Genomic DNA, 15,344 nt, shown 5'->3' with positions numbered 1-15,344 from the left:
TGTGTCGACTATATTTCGAGCGTCCTGCCCGCCCCGCGGGGCAGCCCTTCGTGATGGCCCGTTCCAACCGATGCAGCGGTCAGGAGAGAGCATGGCGGAGACAACCTGCCCGAGTTGCCAGGCGCAGCTACCGGACGCGGCGGCGTTCTGCCCCCGCTGTGGCACGCGATTCGGAGGCGCAGGGGCAGTGGCGGCCATTGAGGTGCGACCTGCCGATCTCAGCCACCAGCTCGCCCTGGTCCTCGGCGATGGCTACGAGGTTCGCGGTCTCGTCGGTCGCGGCGGGTTCGCCGAGGTCTATGAGGTCTATGATCGGGGCCTGGCTCGTCGCCTGGCGGTCAAAGTGCTGCGGCCAGACATTGCCTGGACGCCGGGAATGCTGGCTCGATTTCGGGACGAGGCCCGGGTCGTGGCCAGTCTCAATCATCCCAACATTCTGCCCATCCACTTCGTCGGCGAGGGTCACGGACTCACCTACTACGTGATGCCCTTCGTCGACGGGCATTCGGTTGGTGCGTACTTGCGGGATTTCGGCGCCCTGGAGTCCGGCCGGGCGCTCGAGATCGCGGTCCCGGTCTTGGAAGCACTGGGGCATGCGCATCGGGCGGGCTTGCTGCACCGGGACATCAAGCCCGACAACATCATGATCGACGCAGTGTCGGGGCGCGCGCTCCTGGTGGATTTCGGAATCGCCAAGCGGCTCGATGCAGCGGCGGGGCAGACCCAGACCGGTTTTGTCGTGGGCACACCCCAGTACATGAGTCCGGAGCAGGCGCTGGGCGATACCCAGGTCGACGTCCGAAGTGACCTCTATGCGTTTGGCGCCCTCCTGTTTCAGATGCTGACCGGTGCGCCGCCCTATGACGGCGATTCGTCGCAGGAAATCGTCGGCAAGCACATCGCGGCGCCGGTGCCGGCCCCGGTCGATCGCAACGCCCGGATTCCGATCTGGCTTTCCGAGGTCATCGTCAAGTGTCTCGCCAAGCGACCGATCGACCGCTATCAGTCGGCCGACGAAGTCGTCACCGCGATTCGGCAGGGTCAGGCGGGGGGCCTCCACGGGCCCTCGGTCTCAGCCGGCCAGGTGGCGCATCGCGTCAGTGCGCAGCTGGAGGCGCCGGTGGCACCGGTGGGTCCACCGCCGCGCCGCCGTGGCTGGGGAACCTTCTGGTTCATCCTGCTCGCTGCGAGCGCGGCGTGGTGGTTCTTCGGGCGTCCCGTTTCGGTTCGACTCGACAACCGTCTCGCGGTGGCGGCGGTCGTAACGTTGCCTGCCGGAGACAGTCTGTCGGTGGCGGCCGGGCGCACCATCACGACCCGGCTCGATCGGCCTGGGTTTGCCCGGCTGCTCTGGCGAGCAGCGCCGCTCCAGAGCGACGGTGGTGCGACCCATGGACATCCCTTGTCGGGCGAGGTCGGGCTCGAGGCGAGACGCGGGTCGAATCGAGCCGTTCTGTCATTGGCGCGGACCCGGATCCCGATGTTCGCTCCGCTGATTACCAATGAGACCGGCAGCCCGCTCCGCATTACGGTCAACGCGGGACTCGAGGGTGCCTCAGATTGCGGTTGCGAGGTGCCTGCCGGGGCGATCCGCATGCCGATCGGCTTCTATCCGTTGTACCGCAACACCACAGTGCGGGCGGTCGATCGAGCCGGGCGGACGGCCACGTTCCTGGATCTGGGGACCCAGGTGGATCCGAGTGGCATTGTCGGACTTCGGTTCGAGGGGGGCAATTTCCGGTAACGTGGCGCACGGGGTGATCCCAGTCCCGTCACCGGCCCAGCGCAGCATGATGGCGCCGCTTTATATTGATGGTGTCCCAGCCTCAAGGAGCACGACGATGCGCATGTCAGCCAGCATTCAGAAGGCGCTGAACGATCAGATCAACAAAGAATTCGGGGCCTCGTACCTGTACCTCTCGATGGCCGCGTACTTTGCGGAAAAGAGCCGCAACGGCTTTGCCCGCTGGATGCGGATGCAGGCCATGGAAGAAGCCAAGCACGCCATGCGTATCATCGACTTCGTCGAGGATCGGGGTGGCCGCGTCGTGCTCGAAGCGATCGACCGTCCGCCGCCGGATTTCCCGTCTTCGCTCGCGGTGTTCGAGCTGGCGCGTGACCACGAGAAGAAAGTGTCCGCGGGGATCTTCCAGCTCTATGAGCAGGCTGCGGCTGAAAAGGACTGGGCTACCCAGGCCATGCTTCAGTGGTTCATCACGGAGCAGGTCGAAGAAGAGAAGACCTCGACGGAAATCGTCGATACCCTGAAGCAGATCGGCGACAACGCCTCCGGTCTCTTCATCTTCGATCGTGAACTCGGCAAGCGGGAGCCGGGCGATTGACCGCTGTCGCGTTTCTCGGGCTCGGCGCCATCGGACGACCGATGGCGGCCCGAGTCGCGGAACGGTACCCGCTGACGGTCTGGAACCGGACCAGGGAGCGGGCGGAAGCCTTTGCGCGGTCCACCTCGTGTCGGGTTGCCGCCACCCCGGCCGCAGCCGTTCGAGATGCTGACGTCGTTCTGACCTGTCTCCCTACCTCAGCGGATGTGCTCGGTCTCCTCGACGGGCCGGATGGCGTCCTCGCAGGCATTCGGCGCGGTGCCTTGTTTCTCGACTGCACCTCTGGCGATCCGGCCACCTCGAGGCGCATTGCTGCGCGGCTGGCGGAACGCGAGGTTGCCTTTGCCGATTGTCCTGTGAGTGGGGGGCCGCCTGGAGCGGAGCAGGGCGGCCTCACAGTCATGGTAGGGGGCGAGCCGGAAGTGTTCGACCGGGCCCGTCCCTACCTGGAAACCTTTGGCAAACTGATCGTTCCCATGGGCCCCGTCGGCGCCGGCGACGCGATCAAAGCCATCAATCAGGTGCTGCTCGCCACCCATATCCTGGCGCTGTCCGAAGCGCTTACGGCCATGGTGAAAGCCGGCGTGCCGGCGCGGGCCGGCCTCGAGGTGCTCAACGCCTCGAGCGGCCGAAGCTTCGTCAGCGAGAGTCTGGTGCCAGATCGGGTCCTGACCGGGGCGTGGCCCCGGTTGTTTCGGCTGGCCTTGCTCGACAAGGATGTTCGGATTGCCCTGGAACTGATTCGCCAGCTCGATCTCGAATCGCCGCTGCTCGATGTCGTGGCTGAGCATTCGGCCGCGCTGCGCAGTGAGTTGGGCGAGGCCGCAGACTACCTTGATCCGATTCGCCGGAGCGAGCAACGGGCGGGAGTAGAGATTCGCGGATGAGCGATTGGATTACGACCCAGCGCCAGCAGGCTGCCGTCCACCTGACCGATCGGCGGGTGCTGACGGGCAGTATCCATCTCCAGATGATCGCACGCCATCACAGCGGTCCTGAAACGACGGACGATCTCCTCAATCGAGACGAGATGTTCTACGTCCTTATCCTCGATGAGGGGCAACCGGTCTTCGTCGCCAAGCGACACACCTTGTACCTCGAGCTGCCGCCCCAGCCCGCCATCGAAGACCCCGATCGTGCCTCGGCTGCGCGGCGTCTCGAACTGGAAATCGAATTGGCCGACGGAACCCTGTTGGAGGGGATGGTCATGATCGAGTTGCCGCCGGATCGGCTTCGCGCGCTGGATTTTCTGAATGCGGCGCCGACCTTCTTCCCGCTGTGGACCGAGGACGCGGTGCGGATCGTCAACCGCAATCACATTCGGGCCGCAAGTCCAGTCGTGGGTGTTCGACGTGGCCAGGCTTGATCGTTTTCTCGGTGTCATGAAGGCGCAGGCGGGTGAAGCGATTCGCCTGGTGCCTGGGCAGCCCGTTGCCCTCAAGAAGAACGGGTTGGTCCGCTCGATGACCAAGGAGGCGCTCTCCGAGCAGCAGGTTGTCAGCCTGCTTCGGGAAATCGCGCCGGCGCAGCTGAGCGACCGACTGGGCAGTGGGCCAGTGGAGTTCGCCTTCACGTACGATGGTCCGGATGGGGCCATCGAGGTCCAGGTTGCGCCGTCCAACGGGAGCCTGTCAGCGACTCTCCGATCGCTCTTCCCCCCGATGGCGCGCGCCCCGGCCGAGGAGCCGGTGGCGGTCGACCTCAGCGGGCCGCGTGAACGAATCGAGGGCCTCTTCCACACGCTGGCGGAGCGGGACGGCAGCGATCTCCACCTCCGGGTCGGGAGCCCGCCGATTCTCCGAGCCTCCGGCTCGCTGACCGTGCTCGAGGAGCCGGCCCTGAGCGCCGAGGAGATCGAACTGATGCTGCGCGCCACTATGACGCCGCGCGATCTTGCCGCATGGCGCGAGGACGGCGATGCCGACTACGCCTATGAACTTGCCGAGGTCGGGCGGCTCCGGTGTAACGCGGCCCGGGATCGGCTGGGACCCGTCGGCGTCTTTCGGCTGATTCCCACCCGCATTCGCACCGTCCAGGAACTCGGCCTGAGCGCCGAGGTGCAGGCGCTCTGTCAGCTCACCAAGGGCTTGGTGCTGGTGACCGGGCCGACCGGGTCAGGGAAATCGACCACGCTTGCCGCGCTGGTTGATCTCGTCAACGCGACTCGAAACGATCACATCCTGACGATCGAGGACCCGATCGAGTTTGTTCATCAGAGCAGGCAGTGCGTGGTGACCCAGCGACAGGTCGGGGTGCACACCAAGACGTTCAAGTCCGCCTTGCGCGCCGCACTCCGAGAAGATCCGGACGTCATCCTGGTCGGCGAGCTGCGAGATCTCGAAACGGTGGCGATAGCGCTCGAGACGGCTGAAACCGGACACCTCGTCTTCGGGACGCTGCACACGACAACGGCAGCCTCGACCATCGATCGGATCATCGACCAGTTCCCCGCCGATCGGCAGGCGCAGATTCGCGTCATGCTGGCCGAGTCGTTCCGCGGTGTCATCGCCCAGACGCTCTGCAAGAAGGTCGGCGGTGGCCGAGTCGCAGCGTACGAAGTGCTGCTGGCGAACCACGCCGTCTCGAATCTGATCCGGGAAGGCAAGACGTTTCAGATCCCCTCGATCATGCAGACCAACCGCCGGGCCGGGATGGTCACGCTCAATGATGCCTTGGTTGAGTTGGTCGAGTCGCAGCAGGTCGAGCCGAAAGAGGCGTACCTCAAGGCGGTCGACAAGGCCGGCTTGCTCGCGATGTTCAAATCGCGTGGCGTCTCGACCGCCTTTCTGGACAACGGGTGACCGCGCCGCCCATCCTGGTCCTGGTCGAACCGCAGGACCTCGTCAACATCGCAGCAACGGTCCGGATCGCGAAAAATTTCGGGATTCCCAACGTCCGGCTCGTCAAACCCGCGGTGTTCGATCCCTACCGGATCGAAGGCATTGCCCACAACACCGGTGACGTCGTCGAACGGATCGGCCACTTCGACTCGCTGGCCGAAGCCATTGCTGACTGCGTGCATGCGGTGGCAATGACGGCACGGGAACGGGCCGCCAAGCGCCGCCTGCTGCGCCCGCCCGCGGCGGCCGCGTGGTTGACGGAGCAGTCGGCGGACGGGCCGGTCGCCCTCGTCTTCGGTCGGGAGGACAGCGGTCTCACCAATGCGGAACTCGACGCCTGTCAGACCCTGACAACCATCGCCACCAATCCGACCCATCGTTCGCTCAATCTGGCCCAGGCGGTCGCGATCATGAGCTACGAGTGCTGGAACGCGCGGGAGGGCGCTGAGCAGACCCGGAAGGCCCCGCGTCGGCGCGCCACCCGGGCTACGGCCGAGGATCTCGACAAAACCTTTCACGACTGGCACCGCGCCCTGTGGGCCCTCGACTTTTTCAAGAGTCGAAATGCCGAGAACGTGATGCGCTCATTTCGTGAAATCGTCTATCGGGCCGACCCGGACTCGCGCGAGGCGAAGTTGTTGCGAGCCATGGCGCTCGAGACGGTCCACTATCTCACGCGGCATCAAGTGCTTGGCGAACTGCCGGCGGCTCTCCGCTGGCCGGCGGGTATGACGCCTCCGGGGGAGTCGGAGCCTGGGGAAGAATAGGGACTCTCTCGGTCGCATATCTCGTTGTCGAGGCCGGAGTTATCCCGAAGGTTCGAGGCTTGTTTCCGAGTCGCTTGCGGGTATTTTTCTCGCGGCGTTGCGCCTTGCGCTACATGCACTTGCGCGCGTTTTCTCTGGTCGTGAAAAGTTTCACATACTTCGTCACCATGGATCGGCGGATGCAGACGCATGCGTAAGCTCTTGGTTGCTGGAGTTGCGGTGGCAGTAGCCGGCGCAGCGGTATTTCTCACGTTGCCCTTGCCCTCCATTGCTCAACAGCAGGCAGCCCAAGCGCCGGCCGACTCGATCGTCGCTCCGCGGCTCACGGTCGCGGACTCGGCCAATTTGAGGGGCCCGCGGCAGCCAATCTTCTTCCGGCACGACATTCACGCCGGGCAGTTCAAGATTCAGTGCCAGTACTGTCACTACTCGGTCGCCGATGGCAACGAGCCGGGCATTCCATCGGTGCAGACGTGCATGGGGTGCCACCTGGCCATTGCGGGCACGGACAGCACGGACCGGGCAGAGATCCGCAAGGTGCGTGAGGCGTTCCGCGAGAAGCGGCCGATCGAATGGGTTCGGATTCACACGCTTGCCAAGCACGCCCACTTCCCGCATAGCGTTCACGTCAAGGCGATGGGGCCGAATGCCTGCTCCACCTGTCATGGTGATGTCGCGCGGATGCCGCAGGTCTTCAAGGCCAACAACGTGAACAACATGGGCTTCTGCATCAGTTGCCACGTGGAGCGGGGTGTGACGCGCGATTGCACGGCGTGCCATTACTAGGTGCAGCACAACGGTAGAACAGCGCAGGTTACCAGGCGATTGGGCCGGGACGTCGAACCGGACGGTCACGGCAGGATAGGGCGGCGGACGCAACCGGGTCCGTGCCGATAGGAGAGGGAATGGCAGACAACGAAGCCTTGGATCGACGCCGATTTCTGAAGGTTGTGGGCGTAGCCGGTGCCGGCTCCGCCGCGCTTTCGGGGTGCTCCACGGGCAAGGTCGAGAAGCTGATTCCGTATCTGGTCCAGTCAGAAGACCAGGTGCCCAGCATACCGACGGTCTACGCGAGCACCTGCGGTGAATGCGCAGGAGGCTGTGGCCTGCATGTCCGGACCCGTGAGGGTCGGGCTATCAAGCTCGAGGGCAATCCCGAGCATCCGGTCAACGGGGGCGCGCTGTGCTCTCGGGGGCAGGCGTCGCTCCAGGGACTCTACAATCCCGATCGGCTGAAGGGCCCCAAGCTGCGCAACGCGGCCGGCAAGCACGCCGAGATCCTCTGGAACGAGGCGATCGACCAACTGGCGGCCGAACTCCGAACTGCAGGGTCGCGCGTGGCGATCGTGAGCGGAGCAGGGGCCGGAACCATGTCCGACCTGATGGCTCAGTGGGTCTCGACGCTCGGCGGCCGGCTGGTGCGCTATCAGGCGTTCGACCACGAGCCGCTCCGGCTGGCGAGTCAGCGGATCTTTGGGCTCGACGAGATTCCCGCCCACGACTTTGCCGCGGCCAAGTACATCGTGTCGTTCGGCGCCGACTTCCTCGAGACCTGGAACGGCCCGATCGAGAACGAGCGAGGCTTTGCCCAGGCCCACGGCTTCGTCGGCCGGCAGATGGCCAAGTTCGTGTACGTCGGACCCCGCATGTCGCTGACGGGCGTCAATGCCGACCAGTGGCTCGCGCCGATTCCGGGCTCAGAAACGTCGTTGGTTCTCGGCCTGGCCAACGCCGTGATCAATACCCGTGCGAATCTGCCGGCGGATGCCGCCGCCCTTCGGCCCCTGCTCGCGGGCTACGGACTGGAACGGGTTGCCGCGGATACTGGCCTTGCTTCCGATCAGATCCGCCGCTTCTACGACGAGTTCGTGTCCCATGCGCCGAGCCTCGCGGTGGCCGGTGGTATCGGGGCGCAGCATCGCGGAGCGGCGGATCTCTGCGCTGCGGTCAACCTGCTCAACTACCTCGCGGGCAACGTCGGAACGACGGTCCGGTTTGGGGGTGGCAACTCGGGCGGCGACGGCTACGGGGCCATGCTCGGCCTGGAACGCGCCATGGAGGCGGGTGAGATCGATGTCGTGATCTTCCACGATGTCAATCCGCTCTTCACGCTGCCCAAGAGCGGCGGGTTCCGGTCGGCACTCGACAAGGTACGATTCAAGGTCTCGACCAGCCTCTACTTCGACGAGACGGCTGCGGCCTCCGACCTCCTGATTCCCAATCTCCACTCGCTGGAGCGGTGGGACGATGCGCGCCCTCGGGCGGGGGTGCGCGGGCTGATGCAGCCGGTCATGGAGCGGGTCTTCAAGAACGTGTCGACGGGCGACGTGCTGCTGCAGACGGCCCGCAAGCTGGGCGGCACCATGGCGGCGACGTTCAGCGCGCCGACGTTCGAAGCCCATTTGAAGAGTGTCTGGGCGGATTTTGCGCGCAGCCGTGGCGCAGCCGACACGGAGGCGTTCTGGCGCGCGGCGCTCGCCCGCGGCGGCGTTTACGACACTCCCGCGCCGGCGACGCCGGTGCGGCTGGCGAGCACCGCTGCGTCGTTTGCCCCGCAGGCGCCCACCCTGGACGGCGACGGCGAGTTTATCTTCGCGCCATTCCCGAGTCTTCACTATCACGACGGCCGAGGTGCCAATCGCCCCTGGCTGCTCGAGATTCCTGATCCCGTCACGAAGATTACCTGGCAGTCTTGGGTTGAGCTGAATCCCGAGACGGCCCGCGCCATCGACGTGCGGGAGGGCGAGATCCTTCGTCTGGTCTCGCCTGCCGGATCGATCGAAGCGCAGGTCTATGTCTACCCTGGCATTCGCAAGGACGTGCTCGCGATGCCGCTCGGCTTGGGCCACTCGGAGTTCGGTCGCTACGCCACTGGGCGCGGCGTCAACGCCCTCGACCTGCTCTCGGCCGCCGATGGTCAGGGCTTCCTGCCGTACCTTTCGACCAAGATCAAGGTCGAGAAGACGGGCCGCTACCGGAAGGTCGCCAAGACCGAGGGTAACCCGCGTGAACTCGGCCGGGGAATCACAGAGACAATGCCGCTCGCGCTCGCGGCACGTGGCTTGACCGTCAAGCAGGCGTACTACGAACAGGGCGGCGAAGAGCACCACATCAACACCGACAAGGAACTCGAAGCCATTGCCGGGTTCCGCGAGGCGCAGGTCGAGAAGCGGAAGTTCGGTGAGTATCGTGGCAACCACCCGCAATGGCATCAGGTCATCGACCTGGCCAAGTGCACCGGGTGCTCTGCGTGCGTCACCGCCTGCTACGCCGAGAATAACATTCCGACCGTGGGTGAGGAGGAAATTTTCCGCGGTCGCGAAATGAGCTGGCTCCGGATCGAGCGCTACTACCACGGCGGCGAGGACGGCGAACCGTTCTCGGCTCGAGTCATCCCGATGCTGTGCCAGCATTGTGAGAACGCCCCGTGCGAGCCGGTTTGCCCGGTCTACGCAGCGTACAATACGCCTGACGGACTCAATGGTCAGGTGTACAATCGTTGTGTCGGCACCCGGTTCTGCGCCAATAACTGCCCTTACAAGGTGCGCTACTTCAACTGGTACGCGTACAATCAGCGCGCCTTTCCGGAGCCGCTCAACCTCCAGCTCAACCCGGACGTCACGGTGCGGGCGCGCGGTGTGATGGAGAAGTGCACCTTCTGTGTGCAGCGGATCCGCTCGGCGCAGCATCAGGCCCGACTCGAAGATCGGTCGGTGCGCGACGGCGAGATTCAGACCGCATGCGCTCAGGCCTGTGCATCCGGCGCCATCACCTTCGGTGACATCACCGATCCGAACAGCCAGGTGAGCCGCGCGGCGCGTGATCCGCGTGCCTATCAGGTGCTCGACCTCATCAACGTGCGGCCGTCCGTGACCTACTTGGCCAAGGTCGTGGCGGGATCGGAGGCCTAATCCAATGACCGCGATGCCACACGGGATGCCGCACCAGGACATGAGCCACGCCGACGTCACTCGTGACGTCGTCAAGACACTCGAGACACCGAGTCGCGGCTACTACATGGCGCTCTTCGGCGCCATCGCGATGTTCCTGATTGGTGCCGTTACCTTCGTTGCGCTCCTCAAGGAAGGTCTTGGTCTGGCGGGCTATCAGCCGCCGATCTTCTGGTCCGTCTACATCACGACCTTCGTCTTCTGGGTCGGTATCGGCCACGCGGGAACCCTGATTTCCGCGATTCTGTTCCTCTTCCGATCGCCCTGGCGAACGGCGGTGTACCGATCGACCGAAGCCATGACCGTGTTCGCCGTTATGACGGCGGCACTGTTCCCGATCATTCATATCGGACGTCAGTGGATCTTCTACTGGCTGCTGCCGTACCCGAACCAGCGATTCCTCTGGCCGAACTTCAAGTCGCCCCTGGTCTGGGACGTCTTTGCCATCTCGACCTACTTCACCGTGTCAGCCACGTTCCTCGTGGTCGGGCTCATCCCCGACATTGCGGCCGTGCGCGACAAGGTCACCGGCTGGCGCAAAAAGGTGTACGGCTCGCTGTCCCTAGGCTGGACCGGTGCGGACAGCCAGTGGCGACACTACGTCAAGGGCTATGGCTTCATGGCAGCGCTGGCGGCGCCTCTGGTGCTGTCGGTGCACTCGGTCGTCTCTTGGGACTTCGCCGTGTCGGTCATCCCCGGATGGCACGGCACCATCTTCGCTCCCTACTTCGTTGCCGGTGCGATCTATTCCGGCATCGGCATGGTGTTGACGCTGGTGATTCCGCTCCGAAAAGTGCTCAAGATCGAGCACATGATCACGGACTACCACTTCGACAATCTGGCCAAGCTCACGCTACTGACCGGCACGATTCTGTTCTACGCCTATGCGATGGAGTATTTCATCGCCTGGTACAGTGGCAACACCTTTGAGCAGACGACCTTCTGGCTCCGTGCGTTCGGTCCGCTCTGGTGGTCCGGCTGGACCATGATCATCTGCAACGCGTTTGTGTCCCAGTTGCTCTGGTTCAAGAAAATCCGGCAGAACCTGACTGCGCTTTTCGTCATTTCGATCTTCATCAATATCGGAATGTGGTTTGAGCGTTACGTCATCATCTCGTCGTCACTGGCCAACGACTTCATTCCGTTTGCCTGGGACCGCATGAATCCGACTTGGGCTGACTGGGGCATTCTGATCGGCTCGTTCGGATGGTTCGGGATGTACTTCCTGTTGTTCGCTAAGACCTTCCCGGTCGTCGCGATCCAGGAGATCAAGGAGATGATTCCGATGCCGCGCCGTAAGAAGGGAGGGCATTGATGGCTGCCAAGACCCTCTCGGGTGTGCTTGCTGCGTTCAAGTTCGAGGACTCGGCAATTGATGCCATCAAAGGCCTCAGGGCTCGGGGATACCGGGATCTGACCGTCTATACGGCCGCACACAATCACCACATCGAAGAAGCGCTCGAGCACAAGACCAGCTGGGTCCGTGCCTTCACGCTGATCGGCGGTTTGATCGGCTTGGGTGCCGGATTCGGGCTGACCCTCTGGATGTCCTACGACTGGCCGCTTCTCGTCGGTGGCAAGCCGATCGGGGCGATTCCGCCTTACGTCGTGATTGCCTTCGAGCTGACGATTCTGTACGGCTCGCTCTCCACGGTGGCGGGCGTCATCATTCTCTCCGCGCTCAAGTCCCTCAAAGGACGCCCATTCAAGCCCGAGTTCAGTGACGACACCATCGGTTTGTTTGTGCCGTGCCCGCCGGACCAGCGGAACGGAGTTCGGAAGTTTCTGGAAGAAATCGGTTCAGACGAGGTGACGGAACATGGCGCGTAAGCGACTGCTCGCGACCCTCGGCCTTCTGGCGGGGCTGTCGGGCTGCAACTGGTACTACGACACGCTGCCGTCGCCCGACGACCTGATGAAGGCCGTGCCGTGGTTCGATCATATGATCAAGTCGCCCACGCCATCGCCATATCAGCGGGCTGACATTCCTCGGTACACCCCGAAGGGATCGGTGCCGATCACCGGCGGGGAGGCGGATTGGGGACTCCTGAATTTCTCGGGACCCGTGCCTATGTACGGCTTCGACACGCTCGCGGCCGCCAGGGTGCGCAACCCGACCGTTGCCGAGTTCTCCGAAACGCTGAAGCGCGGGGAAGAGGTCTACCGGAACTTCTGCACGGTTTGTCACGGTGATTCGGGTGCGGGAGACGGTCCGGTCGGTGTTCGATTAGGCGCGCAGTCCCTGCTGACCGACAAGGCCAAGGGATTATCGGACGGGTACCTGTACAGCATCGTGCGCTATGGCCGCGGTATCATGCCAATGTACGGTGACAAGATCTTTCGGCAGCATGACCGCTGGGCCGTGGTGAACTATATGCGGCACCTGCAAGGGATCACGCCGCCCGCGACTGCTGCGGTGGCGGAAGGAGCCAGCCAATGAGCCGAGCGGCACAGCGCGAACGCATCATCGTTCGCGGCAATGCGGGGCGCTTCAACCTGCTGTGGACGGTGGGGCTGGCCCTGGCGGCCGTTGGAGCCGCGCTCTTCGCGCTCTCGTTGTTCTCGGGCGAGAGCGAGCGCGCCTGGCAGCTCTTTCACGTCAACTGGATCTACTTCACCGGCCTGACCGGCGGCAGTTTGGCTCTGGTTGCTGCGAACAAGCTGGCGAACGCCAAGTGGTCGGGCGTCATCGTCAGGTTTGCCGCGGCCCACGTCTTTTTTGCGGTGGTATCCCTGATCGGGCTCATCCTGATCTTCACGGTGGGGTATCACTCGATTTACGGTCACATGTACGAGCAGCTGCATTCGCTGCCGCACGGCAAAGCGGTTTGGTTGTCGAAGCCGTTCATGTTCGGTCGGCTGCTCGTCGGCATGGCGGCCCTTTACTGGGTCGGCTGGAAGATGATCCGCTCCGATATGGTGGGCGACATGTTCCTGGCACGCAACACGGTCGGCGACGACCGCAAGGCCCGCTATGAGGCCGCAACGCAGGGCTTTGATGGCTCCGAGGCTGCCGTCGAGACCCAGCGCGCCTCGACCAACCGATTCGCCGCGGGCTACGTGGTACTGTACGCGCTCGTCTTCAGCCTGATCGGTTTCGACGGGATCCAGGCGTTGCAGCCGCACTGGTTCAGTAACCTGCTCGGTGGCTGGTACTTCATGGGCTCCTTCCTCGGTGCCCATACCGTGCTGGCGCTCCTGATGCTGTACACCCGTCGCCACCTGGGCATTACGGACCTGGTCACGCCCAAGCAACGTCACGATCTGGGTAAGCTCTGTTTCGGCTTTACGATCTTCTGGGCCTACCTGATGTGGTCACAGTTCCTCGTGATCTGGTACGGCAATATCCCGGAAGAAACCGGCTTCGTGTTCCAGCGTCTCTGGGGCGAGTGGATGCCGGTGGCGCGGATCGTGTTTATCGGGATGTTCCTGCTGCCGTTCTGGGGGCTCCTGTTTATCGCGGCGAAGAAGTCGCCGCTGGTCCTCGGGCTCTTTGCTCTCGTCAGCGCCAGCTCGCTCTGGTTGGAGCGCTACCTGCTCGTGCTGCCCTCGATTACGGCCGGCAGCGGTCCGATCTTCGGCCTGCCTGAACTTGGCCCGACCCTCCTCATGCTGGGTCTGTTCCTCTTCTGCTACGCACTCTTTGGCAGGACCTATCCGATGGTCTCACCGCGCTTGGCGCAGATCGCGGCCGACCATGAAGCGGGCCACGGGGCCCACCATGAGGATGAGGCCGGCGACCCCGGACAGCCGCAGGGGCAGCCGGCGTAACGGCAGATCAGCTGATCCGCACACAGGGGCCCATCGATGACATCGATGGGCCCCTGTCGTTTGGTCGCTCCTGAGCCGCCTGGCAAGAACTCCGTCGTAACTCTTGACGGTCGAGAGTAATGGGCTCATTTTTGCTCTCGACAGTCAAGAGAAGCCATGGTGCCGACCGGGTCGAGGTCGAACCGTTCTCGCGCTGGGTCGGGCGGGTGGTCTGGCAGGATCCAGAGGGGGTGTTGAATGCTCGAAGAACGCGCCGACCTGCTCCAGGGAACGATGGAACTGCTGATCCTGAAGACTCTCTCAGTCGAGCCGATGCACGGGTGGGGCATCACCCAGCGGATCGAGCAGCTTTCCCGGCAGGTGCTCCAGGTCAACCAAGGATCGCTCTATCCGGCCCTCGAGCGGCTTGGCCGCCGAGGCTGGATTCGCTCTGAGTGGCGGATCACAGAGAATAACCGACGAGCGCGGTACTATGAGTTGACCGATGACGGGCGGTGCCAGCTTGCCCTGCAGCAGCAGGGCTGGGAGCGCTCGTCGCAGGCCGTCAACTCGATCCTGGCGTGGTCGGGGGAAGCACTATGAGCCTCTGGACCGAGATCCGTGCCCGGTGGCGGGCGCTCCACAGCGGGACCGCGGCAGATGACGACACAGCGGAAGAAATCCGCTTCCACTTGGAGATGGAGGAGCGGAAGTACCGCGAGCGTGGCCATGACGCCGAGGAGGCCCGTCGCCTTGCCAGGGTAGCCTTCGGCGGGGTGACCCAGACGCGCGAGGCGGTGCGCGCGGCGCGCGGGGTGACGCTGCTGCAGGATCTTGCCCGCGATACGAAGCAGGCCATACGCCAGCTGCGGAGAGCGCCGGCGTTCGCTGCCGTGACCGTCGTGACCCTTGGGCTTGGGATCGGAGCCAACACGGCCATCGTCAGTGTGCTCGATGGCGTCTTGCTGCGGCCGCTCCCCTTCGAGGCGCCGGACCGGCTCGTGATGCTCTGGGAAACCGATCGCCGGAGCGGCACGACCAGGGAACCGGGCTCTTGGCCCGACTATCTCGACTTTCAGGCTGGGCTCACTGGTACCTTGGCCAATCTGGCCGCCATCCAGGGCACAGCGGTGAGCTACACCTCTTCCGGGGCAGAGCCGACCCGGCTCCGAAGCCTCGCCGTTACGGCAAGCTTGTTCGAAACCCTTGGCGTTCGTGCCATCGCTGGGCGGCTCTTTACCTCGGATGAGACCGCTCCCGGCGGGCCGCGGGTCGCGGTGCTCGCAGAGGGGTTCTGGCGTTCGCGACTGGCAGGTGACCCCGCTGTGATCGGCGCCGCGCTCTCGTTCGGCGATCAGGCGTATACCGTGATCGGAGTCGTCCCGGACGCGGCGAGCACGGGGATCGACCAGATCCATGCGCGGGCGGCATACCATGCGCCATATCCGCGCGGTGGACCGGTGGAGGCGTGGCTTCCGCTCCAGGTGAACGAAGCCGCGTTTCCACGCTATACCCATCCGTTCCTGCTGCTCGGACGCCTCCAGCCGACCGTGGAACCGGCTGCTGCGCAGGAAGCAGCAGCCGCCCTCGCGCTGGATCTGGAGCGCCGCTATCCCGTCAACGCCGGACGTGGTGTCTTCGTGGAGCCGCTGGAGCGCGTGGTGCTCGGCCCGATCGAGCCGATCCTCTGGCTGC

Annotated in this window: 14 protein-coding genes; all 14 read left to right on the top strand. The window is 64.2% G+C overall.

Annotated elements, in window-relative coordinates; genetic code table 11:
- Window positions 1–91: 91 nt before the first annotated feature.
- Window positions 92–1,744: a protein kinase gene (locus KF785_03675; protein ID MBX3145842.1), complete on the top strand. Its 1,653-nt coding sequence runs from the start codon at window positions 92–94 to the stop codon at window positions 1,742–1,744.
- 97 nt (window positions 1,745–1,841) lie between these two features.
- A complete protein-coding gene (locus tag KF785_03670) occupies window positions 1,842–2,342 on the top strand; it encodes a ferritin (protein ID MBX3145841.1) in 501 nt (166 codons plus the stop codon).
- On the top strand, window positions 2,339–3,229 hold the full coding sequence (locus KF785_03665; GenBank protein ID MBX3145840.1) for an NAD(P)-dependent oxidoreductase: 891 nt from the start codon (window positions 2,339–2,341) through the stop codon (window positions 3,227–3,229). The genes KF785_03670 and KF785_03665 overlap by 4 nt, the downstream gene beginning before the upstream one ends.
- Window positions 3,226–3,708 (top strand): hypothetical protein, encoded by a 483-nt coding sequence (locus KF785_03660; GenBank protein ID MBX3145839.1) that lies wholly within the window; start codon window positions 3,226–3,228, stop codon window positions 3,706–3,708. The genes KF785_03665 and KF785_03660 overlap by 4 nt, the downstream gene beginning before the upstream one ends.
- Before the next feature lie 295 nt (window positions 3,709–4,003).
- The gene (locus KF785_03655) at window positions 4,004–5,143 is read left to right on the top strand and encodes a type IV pilus twitching motility protein PilT (protein ID MBX3145838.1); all 1,140 of its coding nucleotides are present in this window, start codon (window positions 4,004–4,006) and stop codon (window positions 5,141–5,143) included.
- Window positions 5,140–5,949: a TrmJ/YjtD family RNA methyltransferase gene (locus tag KF785_03650; GenBank protein MBX3145837.1), complete on the top strand. Its 810-nt coding sequence runs from the start codon at window positions 5,140–5,142 to the stop codon at window positions 5,947–5,949. The genes KF785_03655 and KF785_03650 overlap by 4 nt, the downstream gene beginning before the upstream one ends.
- Before the next feature lie 189 nt (window positions 5,950–6,138).
- Window positions 6,139–6,735, top strand: coding sequence for a cytochrome c3 family protein (locus KF785_03645; protein ID MBX3145836.1), 597 nt, complete (start codon window positions 6,139–6,141; stop codon window positions 6,733–6,735).
- A 119-nt stretch (window positions 6,736–6,854) separates the two neighbouring features.
- A complete protein-coding gene (locus KF785_03640; protein ID MBX3145835.1) occupies window positions 6,855–9,860 on the top strand; it encodes a 4Fe-4S dicluster domain-containing protein in 3,006 nt (1,001 codons plus the stop codon).
- Between the two features lie 4 nt (window positions 9,861–9,864).
- A complete protein-coding gene (gene nrfD, locus KF785_03635; protein MBX3145834.1) occupies window positions 9,865–11,214 on the top strand; it encodes a polysulfide reductase NrfD in 1,350 nt (449 codons plus the stop codon).
- Window positions 11,214–11,729: a DUF3341 domain-containing protein gene (locus KF785_03630; protein ID MBX3145833.1), complete on the top strand. Its 516-nt coding sequence runs from the start codon at window positions 11,214–11,216 to the stop codon at window positions 11,727–11,729. The genes nrfD and KF785_03630 overlap by 1 nt, the downstream gene beginning before the upstream one ends.
- Complete coding sequence (locus KF785_03625) at window positions 11,719–12,339, top strand: cytochrome c (protein MBX3145832.1); 621 nt, start codon at window positions 11,719–11,721, stop codon at window positions 12,337–12,339. The genes KF785_03630 and KF785_03625 overlap by 11 nt, the downstream gene beginning before the upstream one ends.
- The gene (locus KF785_03620; protein MBX3145831.1) at window positions 12,336–13,670 is read left to right on the top strand and encodes a hypothetical protein; all 1,335 of its coding nucleotides are present in this window, start codon (window positions 12,336–12,338) and stop codon (window positions 13,668–13,670) included. The genes KF785_03625 and KF785_03620 overlap by 4 nt, the downstream gene beginning before the upstream one ends.
- A 237-nt stretch (window positions 13,671–13,907) precedes the next feature.
- The gene (locus KF785_03615; protein MBX3145830.1) at window positions 13,908–14,252 is read left to right on the top strand and encodes a PadR family transcriptional regulator; all 345 of its coding nucleotides are present in this window, start codon (window positions 13,908–13,910) and stop codon (window positions 14,250–14,252) included.
- Window positions 14,249–15,344: ABC transporter permease (locus KF785_03610; GenBank protein MBX3145829.1), on the top strand; the 1,096-nt coding region annotated here is incomplete at its 3' end. The genes KF785_03615 and KF785_03610, both read left to right, overlap by 4 nt.

Source organism: Gemmatimonadales bacterium, assembly GCA_019637315.1.
Lineage (GTDB): Bacteria > Gemmatimonadota > Gemmatimonadetes > Gemmatimonadales > GWC2-71-9 > SHZU01.
The sequence above is the reverse complement of the archived record's forward strand: the minus strand, read 5'-3'. Positions and strand labels throughout refer to the sequence as shown.

Bases quoted from the DNA above. Each gene is read 5' to 3' on its own strand.
- KF785_03675 (MBX3145842.1), top strand. From the start codon at position 92: ATGGCGGAGACAACCTGCCCGAGTTGCCAGGCGCAGCTACCGGACGCG.
- KF785_03670 (MBX3145841.1), top strand. From the start codon at position 1,842: ATGCGCATGTCAGCCAGCATTCAGAAGGCGCTGAACGATCAGATCAAC.
- KF785_03660 (MBX3145839.1), top strand. From the start codon at position 3,226: ATGAGCGATTGGATTACGACCCAGCGCCAGCAGGCTGCCGTCCACCTG.
- KF785_03655 (MBX3145838.1), top strand. From the start codon at position 4,004: ATGGCGCGCGCCCCGGCCGAGGAGCCGGTGGCGGTCGACCTCAGCGGG.
- KF785_03645 (MBX3145836.1), top strand. From the start codon at position 6,139: ATGCGTAAGCTCTTGGTTGCTGGAGTTGCGGTGGCAGTAGCCGGCGCA.
- KF785_03640 (MBX3145835.1), top strand. From the start codon at position 6,855: ATGGCAGACAACGAAGCCTTGGATCGACGCCGATTTCTGAAGGTTGTG.
- nrfD (MBX3145834.1), top strand. From the start codon at position 9,865: ATGACCGCGATGCCACACGGGATGCCGCACCAGGACATGAGCCACGCC.
- KF785_03630 (MBX3145833.1), top strand. From the start codon at position 11,214: ATGGCTGCCAAGACCCTCTCGGGTGTGCTTGCTGCGTTCAAGTTCGAG.
- KF785_03625 (MBX3145832.1), top strand. From the start codon at position 11,719: ATGGCGCGTAAGCGACTGCTCGCGACCCTCGGCCTTCTGGCGGGGCTG.
- KF785_03620 (MBX3145831.1), top strand. From the start codon at position 12,336: ATGAGCCGAGCGGCACAGCGCGAACGCATCATCGTTCGCGGCAATGCG.
- KF785_03615 (MBX3145830.1), top strand. From the start codon at position 13,908: ATGCTCGAAGAACGCGCCGACCTGCTCCAGGGAACGATGGAACTGCTG.